The organism is Halogeometricum sp. S3BR5-2 (genome assembly GCF_031624635.1).
Classification (GTDB): domain Archaea; phylum Halobacteriota; class Halobacteria; order Halobacteriales; family Haloferacaceae; genus Halogeometricum; species Halogeometricum luteum.
The window spans coordinates 203,829-219,629 of the sequence record NZ_JAMQOQ010000004.1; the positions used below are offsets into that span (position 1 = coordinate 203,829).

The following is a 15,801-nucleotide window of genomic DNA, read 5'->3' on the forward strand; positions in this document are numbered from 1 at the left end:
GACACAAACAGATGATGACATGAACGAACCAGAGACGAACCGACTCACCGCCGTCGTCTTGGCGGTGATGATGATAACGTCGGTGTTCGCCGGCACCTTCGCCTTCTCGGGCGCGGTGGCGGCGGCGCCGGGAGAGGTCCTCTACCGCGTGAACGCGGGCGGAGGGGGAGTCACCGGAGCCGACGCGCCGGAGTGGTCCGGCGATTGGCAGCAGTATCAAACGGGAAACAGCCAAACCTACAGTACGGGCGACTCCGTTTCGCTCGGACCGTCCGTTCCATCGGGGACGCCCGCGGGCGTCTTCCAGAGCGAGGTGTACGGCGACCAGCAGTGGACGTTCTCCGAGAACATCCAAGCCGGTCAACCGTACGAAGTCCGGCTGTACTTCGCCGAGATATACGCCACCAGTGACGAGGAACGGCTCTTCGACGTCGCTGTCGAGGGCGAACAGGTGCTGAACGACTACGATATCCACGCCGACGTCGGCCACGACGCGGGCGTGATGAAGTCCTACACCGTGACGCCCTCGGACGGCGCCATCGACGTCGCACTCACGACAGTCCAGGACAACGCCAAGATTTCGGCCGTCGAAATCGTCTCTGCCGGGCCCGAACCGAACACGCTCGGCGGTCCGTCGAGCGTCGACTTCGGCTCGGTTCTCAGCGGCGAGTCCGAGACACAGACGGTCGCCGTGACCAATCTCGGCGGCGACGACGACGCCAGCATCGCCATCGACGGCGTCTCCGTCGACGGCGACGACGCGTTCTCGGCGGGGTCGGCGTCTCAGACGACGCTCGCCCCCGGCGAGTCCGCGGAGATTCCGGTGACGTTCTCGCCGTCGAGCGCCGACTCCGCGAGCGCGACGCTTTCGATCGCACACAGCGGGTCGAACGACCCGCTGACGGTGTCGCTCTCGGGCGATGGAGCGAGCGCGGTCGACCCCGACTTCACGAAGAGCAAGCTCGACGGGTTCAGCGCGGGTAACCCGACGGCTATCGACGTCGGTCCCGACGGGCGCTTCTACGTCTCGGTGCAGAGCGGCACCGTCTACGTGCTCGACGTCGAACGCACGGGCGACGACAGCTACGAGGTCGTCGGGCAGTTCGCGACCGACGCGATCAAGCAGATTCCCAACCACGACGACTTCGGGGAGTACAACGCGGGCGAGAACGACCGACAGATCACCGGTCTGACCGTCGGCGGGACGGCCGAGAATCCGATCGTCTACGTCTCTTCCAGCGACCCGTCGATCGACGTGGGGCAGGACGACGACGACACGGACACGAACTCCGGTACGATCTCTCGACTGACCCTCTCGCCGGGAAGCGACGGCGTGCTCCAATCGAGCGAGGTCGACCACGACGTGATGGTGCTCGGACTGCCGCGGTCCGAGGAGAACCACGCGACCAACGGACTCGACCTTTCGGCCGACGGCGACACGCTGTACGTCGCCCAGGGCGGGAATACGAACAAGGGTGCGCCGGGCGACAACTTCGGACACACCCCCGAGTTCGCGCTCTCGGCCGCCATTCTGGAAATCGATATCGCGCAGATAGAGAGCGACTACCAGGCGAAGAATCTCCAGAGCTACGACGGAAGCTATCCCGACCTGGAGTTCTACTACGCCATCCCCACGATTCAGAACGACGACGGGACGGACGGCGACGACCTTCCCTTCGGCGGAAACGACGGGATCAACCAGGCCAAGATAGTCGAAGACGGGCCGGTCCAGGTCTACTCGCCCGGCTACCGCAACCCGTACGACCTCGTCGTTACGACGAGCGGCCAGATCTACGCCGCCGACCACGGACCGAACGGCGGTTGGGGCGGCCAACCGGCCGACGCCAGCGGGAACATCGTGGCCGACGCCACGTCGGTGACGAACCACCCGAACGAGGACGGAAGCTACTCGAAGAGCGACGAACTCGTCAAGGTCGACGAGGGCGTCTACGGCGGCCACGCCGCGCCCATCCGCGCGAACCCGACGGGCGCGGACATCTACGACGAGAACGGGAACCTGGTGTTCGACATCACGGAATCGAACTCGCCCGTTCCGGCGAGCATGGTGAACCCGGTCGAGGCGGACTACATCCCGCCGACGAGCGGGTCGCCCGACCCGGGTGCGCCCGCCGGTAGCGCGAACACGATGGTGGACCAGAACGGCGACAAGGTTCTGTTCGGTCCCACCGGCGGCACGGCCGAGTACACCGCCTCGAACTTCGGCGGCGCGATGCAGGGCGACCTCCTGCAGGTCGAACTCGGTGGCTCGATCAAGCGCATCCAGCTTAGCGCCGACGGCGAGACGGCGACGAACGTCGAAACGGTGTTCAACACCGGCTCGCAGCCGCTCGGTATCGCGACTGTCGGCGACGACGGCCCGTTCCCGGGCGTCGTGCTGACGGCGAACCGCGGGAGCGGCGACGTGACGATCTTCGAGCCGGTCGACTACGGCACCGACGGTAGCGGCGACGGGCAGCAGTGCACCGGCGCCGACGACGCCTCACTCGACGAGGACGGCGACGGCTACGACAACGCCGACGAACTCGACGCGGGCACCGACCCGTGTTCCGCGGCGTCCACGCCCGCCGACTTCGACGGCGACGGCGAATCGAACCTCAACGACCCGGACGACGATAATGACGGCCTCGACGACACCGAGGACCCGTTCGCCGTCGACCCGAACAACGGTCTCGACACGGCGCTCCCCGTCCAGTACGACTTCTCCGAACTCGGTCTGTTCGGCGAGAGCGGTCAGGGCTGGACCGGGCTCATGACGAACGGGCAGGACTACCAGGAGCTGTACGACCCGACGGAGATGACCGTCGGCGGCGCCGCGGAGGTGCTGACGGTCGAAGGAGTTCCGAACGGCGACGCCTACTCGGACACCAACACGCAGCAGTACGGCTTCCAGTTCGGCGTCGACGCGCCGGACCAGCCGTTCACCGTCGAGACGACGGTGAGCAGCTTCCCGGAGAACCCGGAGAACTACCAGTCCGCCGGCCTGTTCGTCGGCACCGGAGACCAGTCGAACTACGTGAAGCTGGTCGCCGCGGCCGACGGCGGCACCGGCGGCGTCCAGTTCGCGAAAGAGGTCGACGACTCCTTCGAGAGCCAGGGCGTCACCAGCGACAGTGCCGTCGCGGGCGGCTCTCCGACGCTTCGGATGACCGTCGACCCGACGACCGATCCGGTGCCGAACAACGGCGTCGAAGAATTCGCGGTCACGGCCGAGTACGAGATCGACGGCGAGACGACTCAGGTCGACACCACGGCGGTGCCGGCGAGCTGGTTCGACTCGTCCGACGGTGTCGCGCCGGCGGTGGGCGTTATCTCGACGTCCAACGGTGCGAGCGCGTTCCCGGCGACGTGGACCGACATCTCGGTCGACTACGTGAACCCGCCCGCGAACGCCCCGCCGACGGCCGACGCCGGCGCGGACGTCACCGTCGAGGAGGGCCAGCAGGTCACCCTCGACGGGTCCGGTTCGTCCGACCCGGACGGCGACGCGCTGGGCTACACGTGGACGCAGACGGCAGGGAGCCCGTCCGGACTGCTCGACATGAGCGACGGTCAGCAGGCGCCGTTCATCGCCCCCGACGTGGACGGCGACGCGGTGTTCACCTTCGAGTTGAGCGTCTCGGACGGCGAGGACTCGGCGACCGACACCGTGAACGTCACCGTCGAGGACACCGACACCGACGGCGGAGACGGCACGCAGACCGTCGCTGAGTTCGTCGCCGGCGAGGACGGTATCGTCGATAACGCGGAGGTTCAGCAGGCTATCAACTGGTGGGCCACCGGCGCGGCGGTGCCCGGAACCGACGGCGCGACGGTCGACAACGCGCAGATACAGCAACTCGTCAACGTGTGGGCGACCGGCGCCTCCGTGACGACACCCGAAGAGGAGACCACCGGTTCGGCGCTGGTCGAAATCACGCCCGACAGCGGCAACATCGACCAATCGACTTACGGCGGCGACACGTTCCAGGTGACGAACACCGGCGAGAAGAACATCACGTCGGTGAGCTTCGACCTCGGCACGTCGTCGATGCCGGACATGGTGTTCGACCCGCAGGGTACCGCAGGTGACCCGACGGGCGAAGGCCTCAACATCGCCAGCGACGGCGGAACGGGAATCATCACCCAACCCGGCACCGGCGAGGCGTTCTCTCAGCCCCACAACGGCCAGAACGCCGACGACGGCTACGACGTGATGACCGTCGAGTTCGACGACTTCCAGTCGGACGAGACGGCGACGTTCTGGGTCGACAACGACCCGACCAGCATCAAGGGCGCCACGGTCGGCTCTCAGGAGGCCGGTCCGGTCTCAGGTCTGGAACTCGCTCGTGCGACGGTCACTGTCACGTACGAGGACGGCACGACCCAGACCACTCAGCTGATGGGTGACGGCAGCGTCGGCGGCGCGACCGCCGTCGTGACCGGAGACGAAGCCCCCGCGCCCTCGGTCGGCGCGCAGGGCGTCTCGCTCGATTCGAGCGTTCTCGACGACTACCACAGCGGTGCGACCGTCTCGCAGGCGGACCAGACCGTCACGGTCACCGGCCAGCCCGGCGAGACCGTCACGCTCGTTCGCGTCGAGGGCGAACTCGCGCTGAGCAACGTTCCGAACGGCGGCTACGACGTCGAAGACCTGGAAGCGAACAACGCGGTCGACGTTCAGTACTACACCGCTACCCTCGACTCGAACGGCGAGGCGACGGTGCCGGTCACGCTGACTAGCTCGGCCGACGACGGCGACGAGGCCGGTTACAACTACTTCGTCGCCGCGCACGGTGAGGCCTCGGGCGACACGGGCCTCGCCTCGAACGTCGTCGTACTGAAGTACGACCAAGACGCGGGCGACGGTTCCGACGGTCAGTCCGGCGACGTCGTCTTCGCCGTGAACGCCGGCGGCTCGGAGTACACCGCGGTCGACGGCACGGTCTACGAGGCCGACACGAACTTCGACGGCGGCAGCGCGTTCAGCACCGGCAGCGCCGGAACGCCCTCGACCCCGGAGATCGGGAACACCGAGGACGACCCGCTCTACCGGACCGAACGGTACGGCGACCCGTTCAGCTACGACATCCCCGTCTCGGAGAGCGGAACCTACGAGGTCACGCTCCAGTTCGCCGAGATCTACCAGGGCGTCTCCTCGAACGACGGAGACGCCGACCAGATCGGCGACCGCGTGTTCAGTGCGAACGTCGAAGGCGGCGAGGTCGAACTCGATGAGTACGACCTCTACGCCGACGTCGGCGCGCTGAACGCCACGGAGAAGACCTACACGGTCGAGGTAACCGATGGCACGCTGAACATCGACTTCAGCGCGTCCGCGGACAACGCGAAGATCTCCGCGATCAAGGTGACTCAGACTGATGGTAGCTCGAACGGCGGCTCCGGCTCGGCCGACTTCGCCGTGACGGCGAACAGCGGTATCGACGCGAGCACCTACGGCGGCGGCTCGCTCTCGATCGCGAACACCGGCGACAAGCAGATCACGTCGGTCACCTACGACCTGAGCACCGCCGTGCTCTCGGACGTCGTCTTCGACCCCGAGGGTACCGCCGGTGACTCCGGCTCGAAGGGCTTCTCGCCCGACGGCGGCGCGAGCGCGACCGGCCTGCAGGGCGGGTCGTTCGCCGCGCCGCACGACGGACAGAGCGGCGCCGACGGCTACGACGAACTGACGGCGACGTTCGACGACTTCGACGGCGGCGAGACGTTCGCCTTCTCCGTCGACATCGACCCGACCAGCATCAAGAACGCGCAGGGCACCGGTGCCGCCGGCTCCGTCTCCGGACTGGAGATGACCGGCGCGACCGTCACGGTCGAGTACGCCGACGGCAGCACGCAGACGACGGCGCTGTTCGGCGACGGGAGCGACGGCGGCGCGGAAGCCGCCGCGAAGACCGACGTCGCCCCCGCGCCGGCGCTCGGCGTCGAGGGCGTCTCGCTCGATTCGAGTGCGCTCGACGCACAGCACGGCGCGGCGACCGTCTCGCAGGCGGACCAGACCGTCACGGTCTCCGGTCCCGCCGGCGCGACGGTCTCCCTGCTCCACGTCGAGGGACAACTCGAACTCGCTAACCAGGCCGACGGCTACGAACTCGTCGACTACGAGGCCAACACGGCCGAGAACGTCGACTATCAGACCGTCCAGCTCGGCACCGACGGCGAGGCGACGGTTGACGTCTCCCTCACCAACACGTCGAGCTCCGGCGCCGAGGGCGGCTACAACCACTTCGTCGCCGCCGTGCAGGACGGCGACGGCGACACCGGCCTCACCTCGAACGTCGTCGTGCTGAAGTACGACGAGAGCGCGGGTGACGACGGTTCGTCCGGCGCGCAGGTCCTCTACCGCGTGAACGCGGGCGGAGACACGGTCGCTGCCGTCGACGCCGGTCCCGAGTGGGTCGGCGCGACCGGCGCCGGTTCGACGTACCTCGCCTCGGTCGGGCCCGACGGCGGCAACTACGCCGCCGGGGCGGACGTTACGGTCGACGACACGGTTCCGTCGTCCACCCCCGACGCCGTGTTCGACACCGAGCGCTACGGGGAGATGACGTGGGAGTTCGCGGCGGACGCGGGGCAAGAGGTCGAGGTGCGTCTGTACTTCGCCAACTCGTTCCCCGGCACGAGCGACCCTGGCGACCGCGCGTTCAACGTCTCCGTCGAGGGCCAACAGGTCCTCACGCAGTACGATCCGGTGGCCGACGTGGGCCACGCGACGGGGACGATGAAGAGTTTCACCGCGACCGAGGACGGCGACGGCACGGTCACCGTCACCTTCGAGACGGGCGCGGCGGAGAAACCCGAGGTTCGAGCCATCGAGATTCTCGCGGAGGACGACGCGTAGACTCGTCCGCTCCTCCGAACGACGAGCCGACGCACCGCGCTCGTCGGACCGCCGTCGGGACGACTCCCGGCACCGCATCGCGCGCCAACCACCGAAGCGAACACAGCGAATCAAAACCAACTGATGAAAGACACAGCGCAGAACCGGTTCAGACAGGCGGCCGCCGCACTCGTGGCGCTCGCGCTCGTTCTCTCGGCCTTCGGGCCGGTGGGGACGGCCGCGGCAGCCCCGACGGTCGCGGTCGCGCAGTCGCCGAACAGCACGACGGTCGCACCGGGCGATACGGTCGAGATAGAGACGGAACTCGCGGTGACGGAACTCAACGCGCCGCAACTGATCGCGTCCCTCCCGTCCGGCTGGACCATCGAGTCGCAGACCGCCGACGGACCCGCCGCCTTCAGCGGCGACGCGTGGACGTGGCTCGCCGGTGACGCCGACGGCATCGACGCGACGTACGTCGTCACGTACACCGTCGCGGTTCCCGACGACGCCGCGCCCGGCGAGTACACCGTCGGCGCCGAAGGGTCGGCGCTGACACCCGACGACGGCAGCCGGACGGTCGACACAGCGCAGACCGCCGTCACCGTGCAGGAAGAACAGCCGAACGCCTCACCCGTCGCGGACGCCGGCGCCGACCAGACGGTCGACGAAGGCGCCTCGGTGACGCTCGACGCGTCGGGTTCCTCTGACGCCGACTCGGACGCACTCACCTACGCGTGGACGCAGACGGGCGGCCCGTCGGTCACGCTCTCGGACACTTCGGCGGCGTCTCCGACGTTCACTGCGCCCGACGTGAGCGCGGACACGACGCTCACCTTCGAGGTCGAAGTCGCCGACGGTAACGGCGGCACCGACACCGACACGGTCACCGTGACCGTCGAGGCCGACGAACCGGACGAACCGACGAACACCTCGCCCGTCGCTGACGCGGGTGCAGACCAGACAGTCGACGAGGGAACGTCCGTGACGCTCGACGCGTCGGGTTCCTCTGACGCGGACGGCGATACCCTCTCGTACGCGTGGACGCAGACCGATGGTCCGACGGTGAGTCTCTCGGACGCCTCGGCGGCGTCCCCGACGTTCACCGCACCCGACGTGGAGAACGACGCGACGCTCACCTTCCAAGTGACCGTGGCAGACGGTAACGGCGGCGAAGACACCGAAACGGTCGTCGTGACCGTCGAGGCCGACGAACCGGACGAACCGACGAACACCTCGCCCGTCGCTGACGCGGGCGCAGACCAGACGGTCGACGAGGGAACGTCCGTGACGCTCGACGCGTCCGGCTCCTTCGACGCCGACTCGGACGCGCTCACCTACGCGTGGACGCAGACGGGCGGCCCGTCTGTCACGCTCTCGGATGACTCGGCGGCGTCTCCGACGTTCACCGCGCCCGACGTGGAGAACGACGCGACGCTGACCTTCGAGGTCGAAGTCGCCGACGGTAACGGCGGCACCGACACCGACACCGTCTCCGTGACGGTCGAGGCCGACGAACCGGACGACCCGACGAACGACGCGGCTCCGGAGACGACCGTCTCGCTCTCGCCCGAGGATGACCTCCTCGGCGTGGACCAGACGGCCGACTTCGACCTCGTGGTCGACCCCGCCGACGGCGGCGTCGGCGCGTACAGCATCACCGTCTCGCTCTCGGACCCGAGCGTCGGTACCATCACCGGCGTCGAACTCGCGGGCGAGGGTAGCCTCTCGGACGTGCAGGTGGCTGAGGACGGCTCTTCGGCGACCATAGAGGCTGTGCTGGTCGACACGAACGACACCGGTGCGGTCACGCTCGGCACCGTCTCGGTACAGGGCGTCGCGGAGGGCGAGAGCGAACTCGCCCTCGACGTGACGGCGCTCGGAACCGAGGGCGGGATGCCCTACGACGTGACGACGGTCGACGGTGCGACGCTGACCGTCTCGACCCTCGTCGTCGGCAACTCCGCCGGTCCCGCCATCGACGCGGACGGTGACGGCGTCTACGAGGACGTCAACGGCGACGGCGCCGTGGACGTGCTGGACGTGCAGACGCTGTTCGCGGCCCGCAACGGTCCGACCACGACGCAGAACCCCGACGCCTTCGACTTCAACGGCGACGGGCAGTTCGACGTCCTGGACGTGCAGTGGCTGTACTACAACGAGGTCGCCTGAGACCATGACGACGGAGGTCCGACGATGGTGAACTCGAACTCGTCCCGCGGCGCGGGCGGACGCCTCCTCCGAGCGACGGCGGTGGCGTTCGTCCTCCTGACCGTCCTCTCGGCGCCGGCGGTGGCGGGGGCGGAAGCGGCGACGACCGTGCGGGTGGACGCGGCGACCGAACGGGTGGCCGTCTCGGAGACGACCACCGTCCACCTGGTCGTGGACGGCGTCGACGGCGGCGTCGGTGCGTACGACCTCGGGATCGCCCTCTCGGACCCGTCCGTCGCCACTATCAGCGACGTGAGGCTCGTCGGCGAACCGCGGCTCAACACGGTCGAAGTCGCCGAGGACGGCTCCAGCGCCGACCTCAAAGCGGCGCTGATGGACACGGACGACACCGGACGCGTCGCCATCGCCGCGGTGACGCTCTCGGGAGTCGCCCCCGGGACGACGGACGTCTCGGTGTCCGTGTCGGCCCTCGGCGCGGAAGACGGCTCCCGCTACCCGACGGAGGTCGACGCGGCGTCCGTCACGGTCGACGCCGTCGGAGCCGTCGCGTCGAACGACTACCAGTCGACGGCCGGGTCCGACTCGGTCGACGAACCGAGCGAACCGGACGAATCGGCCGACGGGTCCGACGAATCGGTCGATGACTCCGACGACTCCGTCGACGCATCCGGCGACTCGGCGGTCGGGGACGCTCCGGCCGACGGTTCGGACGCCGGATCGGTCGACGACGCGAGCGAGACGCCCGACGACTCGGACGCGTCTGCGCTGGACGCGCCGACCGACGCCGACCGACAGGCCTCGACCGACGGCGCGTTCTCGTTCGCCCCGGCCGGCGCCTCGATATGGCTCGTCGCCCTCGTCGCCCTCGCCGCGGCGGCGCTGGTTGCGACACTCTTCGCCGTCCGGCGGCGATAGCGCCCGACGACCCGCGATTTTTTCGACCGTCGACCACCGAGCGGACGCGCCGCGAATGTCGGTGTCGCTCTCGGATTTCGAGAGCCGCCGACAGAGACCGGTTCTCGGACGACGTATCCCTCTCCGTGACCACCACGACTCGCCGCTCCGTCACGCGCCGCACCGTCTGGAACGCCTCGGCGGGCGTCGTCGCCGGCATCGTCGCCTTCGTCGCCGTCGGCCTCGGCGTCACCGCCGTCCTCGACCCGTACGTGTGGCCATCGCTCCTCGTGGGTCTCCCGGTCGGCGGCGTCGCCGGCGCCGTCGCGGCCGTCCTCGTCCACCGCGTCCTCGCGGCGCGCCGAAACGCGGGAGACGGCCGCGGCAGGCCCGGTGCGCCGTAGCTCCGCTGCCGGCCCCTTCGCTCCTATCGGGTCCTCACTCGAACCGGACGACCGTCTCGCCCCCCTCGTCCCGTTCCAACACCGCGCGGGTCGGGGACTCGAGCCACCCCTTCGGCAGCGCCACGCCCTCGTGGTCGGTGAACGGCAGGTCGAACGTCTCCACCTCGCCCGCCGTCGTCTCGGCGCTCACCGCGCGGTCGTAGCGGAAGTAGCCGTACACGTCCCGCGGCGTCCCCGGGATGTCGACGGCGGTGCGCTCGAACGGCCGCTGTGACCCCTCGCCCTCGACTTCGACGTAGAGGTTCATCGCCGCCGCGGCGATGGGGGCGCTGAAGCTCGTTCCGCTGGCCTTCACGTACTCGTCGTCGATGACCGTCCCCATCGACGTGCCGGACGCGCGCGGTAGTTTCACGTCCTTCCCGACGCCGACGACGTCGGGGTTCTCCACGGCGCCGGGGTTGTAGCTGCTGAACCGCGTCATCTCCTTCTGTTCGTTCATCGCGCCGATGCCGTAGGCGTTCTCCGCCGTCGCCGGACTCCCGCTGGTGCCGCCGGTGTTCCCGGCCGCCACCACGTCCTGCACGCCCGCGTTCATCAGTTTCGCGTGCTCGCGGTCGATGTCGGGCGACCGCGTCTGCGCGCCCCACGAGAGGTTGATGGTGGCCAGTTCGTCGGCGTGCGACTGCGCCCACTCGTAGGCGTCGAAGATGGACCGACCGTTGCCGCTCCCGCTCTCGCCGAAGATGCGGAGGTCGACTATCCGCTCGATTCCCGGCGAGAGCTGTGCGATGAGGCCCGCGACGCCCGTGCCGTGACCAACCTGGTCGTACGGTTCGTCGGGTGCCTCGGTGAAGTTGTGGTGCTCGACGGCGACGTCGTCGAACACCTCGTGGCTCTCGTCGACGCCGGAGTCCATCACGGCGACAGTGAGGCCGGCACCGGTGGGGGCGTCGTCGTCGGAGGGGGCGGGGAACCCGTGTATCTGGCGGACGTCCGAAATGGTGACCACGGGACCGGACCGACCGGTCGTGATGTTGTGGTCCGTTCGTATCTCGAACATTATATGCAGGTTGTTAGCAAACGTGGATAAGAGTTCGGTGCGGAGTGAAAATGATTCTCGGCGACGGGTGGGATGTGGCGATATTCCGGGCGAACTCACGCTTCGACCCCGCTCTGTCCCGAGCGCACCGTACTGATTTGACCCGCGAGGTCGTTGTCGGCGTATGGTCGAACCGATTCCGACACCCTCGCGCAAGTGCCGCGCCGCCGGCACCCGGAAGGGGTCGAGACGGGCGGAGGCGGCCGCGGGAGGCGTCCGCTGACCGTGCGCCTTATCCACTCTCCGGCCCGCGAACGGTGCTACGACTGCGGGGAACGGGCGGACGTGGTGGTCGCCCGCGGGCACCGACACTGGTACAGTTGCTGGGACCACGCCCCCGCGCTGTTGGAGCACGGCGGCATGATAGTCGCGGGCGACCTGACCGTCCGGCGGCGGTGAGGCGACGCGGGACGCGGGCGCTACGTCGCGGGGCGAATCCGCGCCAAGACGTCGCCGCGAGCGAAGTCCGCGCCCTCCGCGACGGCCACCTCCACCACCTCGCCGGCCGTCGGCGCGGGCACGTCGATGCTCACCTTCTCTATCTGTATCTCGCAGAGCGTTTCGCCCGCCTCAACGGTCCGCCCCTCGGCGGCGAACCAGTTCGCGAGATAGCCCTCCTCGACGTCGTCGGCGTCGTCGGGCCAGTAGTCGGCGGCGACGACGTCGACTCCGCCCGGTTCGCCGCTCATCGCGTCGCCCGGATCGCGTCGGCAATATCTTCGACGCCCGGATTGACCGCCTCTTCGAGCGGCCGCGCGTACGGAATCGGTACGTCCGGTATCGCCACTCGCTCGACCGCTTCGAGGTCCGACAGCGCGCCCTCGGCGACGCGAGCGACTATCTCGCCCGTCACGCCGTACGAGCGGTAATCCTCGTCGACGACGACCAGCCGACCGGTCTTCCGCACGGAGTCGACCACCGTCTCGGTGTCGAGCGGTTTCAGCGTTCGGAGGTCGACCACTTCCGTGTCGATTCCGTCGGTTCGGCTCAGTTCGTCCGCGGCCTCCAGCGCACGGTGAACGTGGAGCCCGAGCGTCACGACGGTGACGTCCTCGCCCTCGCGTTTCACGTCGGCCTCCCCGAACGGAATCGAGTAGGGTTCCTCGGGGACGTCCGTCTTCGGTCCCGCCGGCGAGGGCATCCAGCCGAGGCCCATCAGGCGCTTGTGGAACATGTACACCACCGGGTCGTCGTCCCGGACGGCGTTGTGCATCAGGCCCTTCGCGTCGTACGCCGTCGAGGGGACGACGACCTTCATACCGGGGAGGTGCGCGAAGGTGCCGTACAGCGTCTGAGAGTGCTGGGCCGCGTCGTTGTACGACCCGCCCACGGCGGTCATCAACACCATCGGGACGTTCACCGACCCGCCCGACATGTAGGTGTTCTTCGCCATGTTGTTGTAGATCTGGTCCATGCAGACGCCGAAGAAGTCGACGAACATGAGTTCGACAATCGGGCGCATGCCTGCCTGGGCGGCGCCGACGCCGGCCCCGACGAAACTCGTCTCCGAGATGGGGACGTCCATCACCCGGTCGCGGCCGAACTCCGCCAGCAGTCCGTCGGTGCTGCCGAAGATGCCGCCGTAGTCGGCGACGTCCTCGCCCATGACGAACACCTCCTCGTCTTCGCGCATCTCGTGTGCGATGGCCTCGACCATCGCCCTGCTCATCGTCAGTTCGCGTCCCGCGGCGTCGGCCTGCTGCGCCATCACTCCTCACCTCCGTCGGACCCGCTTCGCTCGCCTGGCGTGATTCGCGGCCCGTCGGACCGCTCACCGCCGTCCGTCTCCGCGGCCGCGGGCGGTTCCGCCGCCCCCTCCGGCGGTCCGGCGAACGCGTCCTCCAGCGCCGCCTCGGGCTTCGGTTCGGGCTGCTCTTTCGCCCACTCGATGGCCTCCTCGACGCGTTCGTGTGCGCGCGTCCGGATCTCCTCCAACCCGTCGTCGTCGACGCCGCGCTTCCGCAGGTCCTCCGCCAGCCTCGGTATCGAGTCGAGACGGCTCGCGCGCTCGACGTCGTTCTCCGGCCGGTAACCCTCCGCATCGCCCATGAAGTGGCCCATCCGGCGGTGGACCTGTACCTCGATGAGCGTCGGGCCGTTACCGTCCCGCGCCCGCCCGACGGCCTCCTCGGCGGCGTCGTAGACGGCCAGTGCGTCGTCGAAGTCGACGCGCACGCCGGGCAGCCCGAACCCGTTCGCGCGCTGGGAGCCGTCCGTCACGTCCGTGACGCGCTCTTTGGGCATGCTGATAGCCCAGTCGTTGTCCTCGACGACGAACACGACCGGAAGGTCGTGCACGCTGGCGAGGTTCAGCGATTCGAGGAACCCGCCCTGGTCGATGGCGCCCTCGCCGAGGAACGCGACGGCCACCTCGTCCGTGTTGCGCTTCTTCGCCGCCATCGCCGCGCCGACGGCGGGCGGACAGCCCTGCGCGATGATGCCGCTGCAGGCGAAGTTCACGTCGGGGTCGAACAGGTGCATGTGTCCGCCCTTCCCCTTACAGAGGCCCGTCTCGCGGCCGAATATCTCCGCCGTCATCCGCTTCAGGTCGACTCCCTTCGCGATGGCGACGTGGTGGGGTCGGTGCGGCGCGGTGACGGTGTCACCGTCGCGGAGGTGGATGCACACGCCGGCCCCCGACGCTTCGTGCCCCGCGGCGAGGTGGAGTTCGCCCGGAATCGGCCCCGCAGAGATGTCGAACGCGGGCTGTTTTCCCTCCAGATACTCCTCTTGGAGCCGCTCCTCGTAGCGACGCGCCGTCACCATCCCCTCGTACATCGTTCGTAGCTCGACAGTGCTTGGCATGGTTCACCGTCCGGGGGTATGCCGACAAAGATAATAAAAATTCATCAAGAATACGAGACGGTCACTTCGGGGAACGAGCGGAATCGGAACGGGTTCTGCGGACCGTTCCTCGCTTCCCAGTCGGTCGATTTCCCTCCGCCGTCGTCACCGCTCTACTCCACCGTCGTCACCGTCACCGACCGCGTCCGCGGACCGTCGCACTCGACGAACAGCACCGACTGCCACGTCCCGAGGGCGAGTTCGCCGTCCTCGACCGGAATCGAGACGCTCGACCCGAGCAGCATCGCCCGGAGGTGGGCGTCGGCGTTGCCGTCCAAGTCGTCGTGTCGGTACCCGCCGTCGCGGGGAACCAGTCGTTCGAGCGCCTCCTCCACGTCCGCGAGGAGGCGGTCCTCGTCCTCGTTTACGACGACGCCGGCGGTGGTGTGCCGGACGAACACGGTGCAGACGCCATCGGCGCCGTCCGGAACCGCCTCGGCCACCTCGTCGGTCACGTCCCGCACCTCGACGCGCTCCTCGCTGCGTATCTCGAGCGTCATGTCCGCCCCTACCGCCGGCACCGTCTTGAACCACCGCGGTGGACCGACCGCGACGTCTCCGGCCCGCCGAACCGCGCCGGTCGATAGTATAACCCGACCGGCGCACGCAGTGGGACCCGTCGATGCCAGACGAACCAAGCGGCTCGCCCTCCGACGGCGACTCCAGCGCGGCGCTCCGGGTGGCGACCGCCGAGGCCCGGCGGACGCTGGACCAGCAACTCGACACGCTCGAAGACATCGACCGCAAGGCGATGCGCCTGCTCCGGTTCTCCGTCGGACTGCTCGGCGTCGTCGTCTCCGTGCTGTCGCTGACCGACGGATCTGTCGGCCTGCGGTCGATGCCCTACCTCGGCGGCGGCCTCGCCTTCCTCGTGGTGGGCGCCGTCGCCGCGGGCGTCACCTACACCGCCTCGCCCCGCGTCGCCGGCGCCTCGCCGGCCGATTTGGAGCGCGCGGCCGAGGCCGACCGCGAACGGGCGTTCCGCCGGACGCTCGTCCGGAGCTACGCCGACTGGATACGGTTCAACGCGGCGGCGAACGCCCGCGCCGCCCTGCTCATCACCGTGGCCATCCTGTTCGTCGTCGCCGGTGCCGTCGGACTCGCCCTCGGGAGCATCCAGGCGCTCACCGGACCCCTCCCCCCCGTCGTCCTCGCCGTCTCCGGCGCGGGCCTCCTCCTCGCGGCCTACCTCGCCGGCGTCCACCGGCAGTTCTCGCGCCTCCGCGAGGCGAGGCGCCGGAACGCGGACCGAGGCGTCGCGTCGGAACTCTCCGGCGGTTCCGGCGTCTCCGATTCCTCCGACTCTCCCGACGCGCCCGACGCGACGTTCACGGCCGCGGCGGCGGGAACTGAGGCTCGCTTCGAGGGGCAACTCTGTCACACGGGCGACGTCGGACCCGACCGCGGGCGGGCGTCGAGAGGATCGGACGCCGAATCGGACGGGTGAGACGGATTCACCGAGGAGCGACGCGACCGGCCGAGCGAGGAGCGTCGCCGCCGCTCCCGGGAGAAGAGCTTTGCTTCGACGGGACCGATTTCCACCCAGAACC

General features: G+C 69.0%; 11 protein-coding genes. 6 read left to right on the forward strand and 5 right to left on the reverse strand.

Translation table 11 applies throughout. The features are described from left to right. Positions 1–19 precede the first annotated feature (19 nt). The 4 genes from NDI79_RS15700 to NDI79_RS15715 all read left to right on the forward strand — a co-directional run bounded on the left by NDI79_RS15700 (position 20) and on the right by NDI79_RS15715 (position 10,308). Positions 20–6,859, forward strand: coding sequence for a malectin domain-containing carbohydrate-binding protein (locus NDI79_RS15700; RefSeq protein WP_310929532.1), 6,840 nt, complete (start codon positions 20–22; stop codon positions 6,857–6,859). A 123-nt stretch (positions 6,860–6,982) separates the two neighbouring features. Next, complete coding sequence (locus NDI79_RS15705; RefSeq protein ID WP_310929534.1) at positions 6,983–9,010, forward strand: PKD domain-containing protein; 2,028 nt, start codon at positions 6,983–6,985, stop codon at positions 9,008–9,010. Positions 9,011–9,034: 24 nt separating this feature from the next. Next, on the forward strand, positions 9,035–9,925 hold the full coding sequence (locus NDI79_RS15710; RefSeq protein ID WP_310929535.1) for a hypothetical protein: 891 nt from the start codon (positions 9,035–9,037) through the stop codon (positions 9,923–9,925). Positions 9,926–10,050: 125 nt separating this feature from the next. Then, positions 10,051–10,308: a DUF8147 domain-containing protein gene (locus NDI79_RS15715; RefSeq protein WP_310929536.1), complete on the forward strand. Its 258-nt coding sequence runs from the start codon at positions 10,051–10,053 to the stop codon at positions 10,306–10,308. 34 nt (positions 10,309–10,342) lie between these two features. Here the strand turns inward: NDI79_RS15715 and NDI79_RS15720 are convergent, their stop codons facing one another. Beyond that, the gene (locus NDI79_RS15720; protein ID WP_310929537.1) at positions 10,343–11,368 is read right to left on the reverse strand and encodes a S8 family serine peptidase; all 1,026 of its coding nucleotides are present in this window, start codon (positions 11,366–11,368) and stop codon (positions 10,343–10,345) included. A 264-nt stretch (positions 11,369–11,632) separates the two neighbouring features. On the opposite strand from NDI79_RS15720, the gene NDI79_RS15725 reads away from it, so the two are divergent. Then, positions 11,633–11,806 carry a hypothetical protein gene (locus tag NDI79_RS15725; protein ID WP_310929538.1) on the forward strand — a complete coding sequence of 58 codons (174 nt, stop codon included), beginning with the start codon at positions 11,633–11,635 and terminating at the stop codon, positions 11,804–11,806. Positions 11,807–11,826: 20 nt separating this feature from the next. On the opposite strand, the gene NDI79_RS15730 is transcribed toward NDI79_RS15725, so the two are convergent. From NDI79_RS15730 to NDI79_RS15745, 4 genes are all read right to left on the reverse strand, one after another. Then, positions 11,827–12,096 (reverse strand): lipoyl domain-containing protein, encoded by a 270-nt coding sequence (locus NDI79_RS15730; protein WP_310929539.1) that lies wholly within the window; start codon positions 12,094–12,096, stop codon positions 11,827–11,829. Next, positions 12,093–13,115 (reverse strand): alpha-ketoacid dehydrogenase subunit beta, encoded by a 1,023-nt coding sequence (locus NDI79_RS15735; protein WP_310929541.1) that lies wholly within the window; start codon positions 13,113–13,115, stop codon positions 12,093–12,095. The genes NDI79_RS15730 and NDI79_RS15735 overlap by 4 nt, the downstream gene beginning before the upstream one ends. Beyond that, positions 13,115–14,185, reverse strand: a complete 1,071-nt coding sequence (locus tag NDI79_RS15740; RefSeq protein ID WP_310929734.1) for a thiamine pyrophosphate-dependent dehydrogenase E1 component subunit alpha — start codon at positions 14,183–14,185, stop codon at positions 13,115–13,117. Before NDI79_RS15740 ends, NDI79_RS15735 begins: the two co-directional genes overlap by 1 nt. A 179-nt stretch (positions 14,186–14,364) precedes the next feature. Beyond that, positions 14,365–14,751 (reverse strand): secondary thiamine-phosphate synthase enzyme YjbQ, encoded by a 387-nt coding sequence (locus NDI79_RS15745; RefSeq protein WP_310929543.1) that lies wholly within the window; start codon positions 14,749–14,751, stop codon positions 14,365–14,367. Between the two features lie 122 nt (positions 14,752–14,873). Here NDI79_RS15745 and NDI79_RS15750 point away from each other — a divergent pair, with 122 nt between their 5' ends. Then, positions 14,874–15,698: a hypothetical protein gene (locus tag NDI79_RS15750; RefSeq protein ID WP_310929544.1), complete on the forward strand. Its 825-nt coding sequence runs from the start codon at positions 14,874–14,876 to the stop codon at positions 15,696–15,698. Positions 15,699–15,801 lie beyond the last annotated feature (103 nt).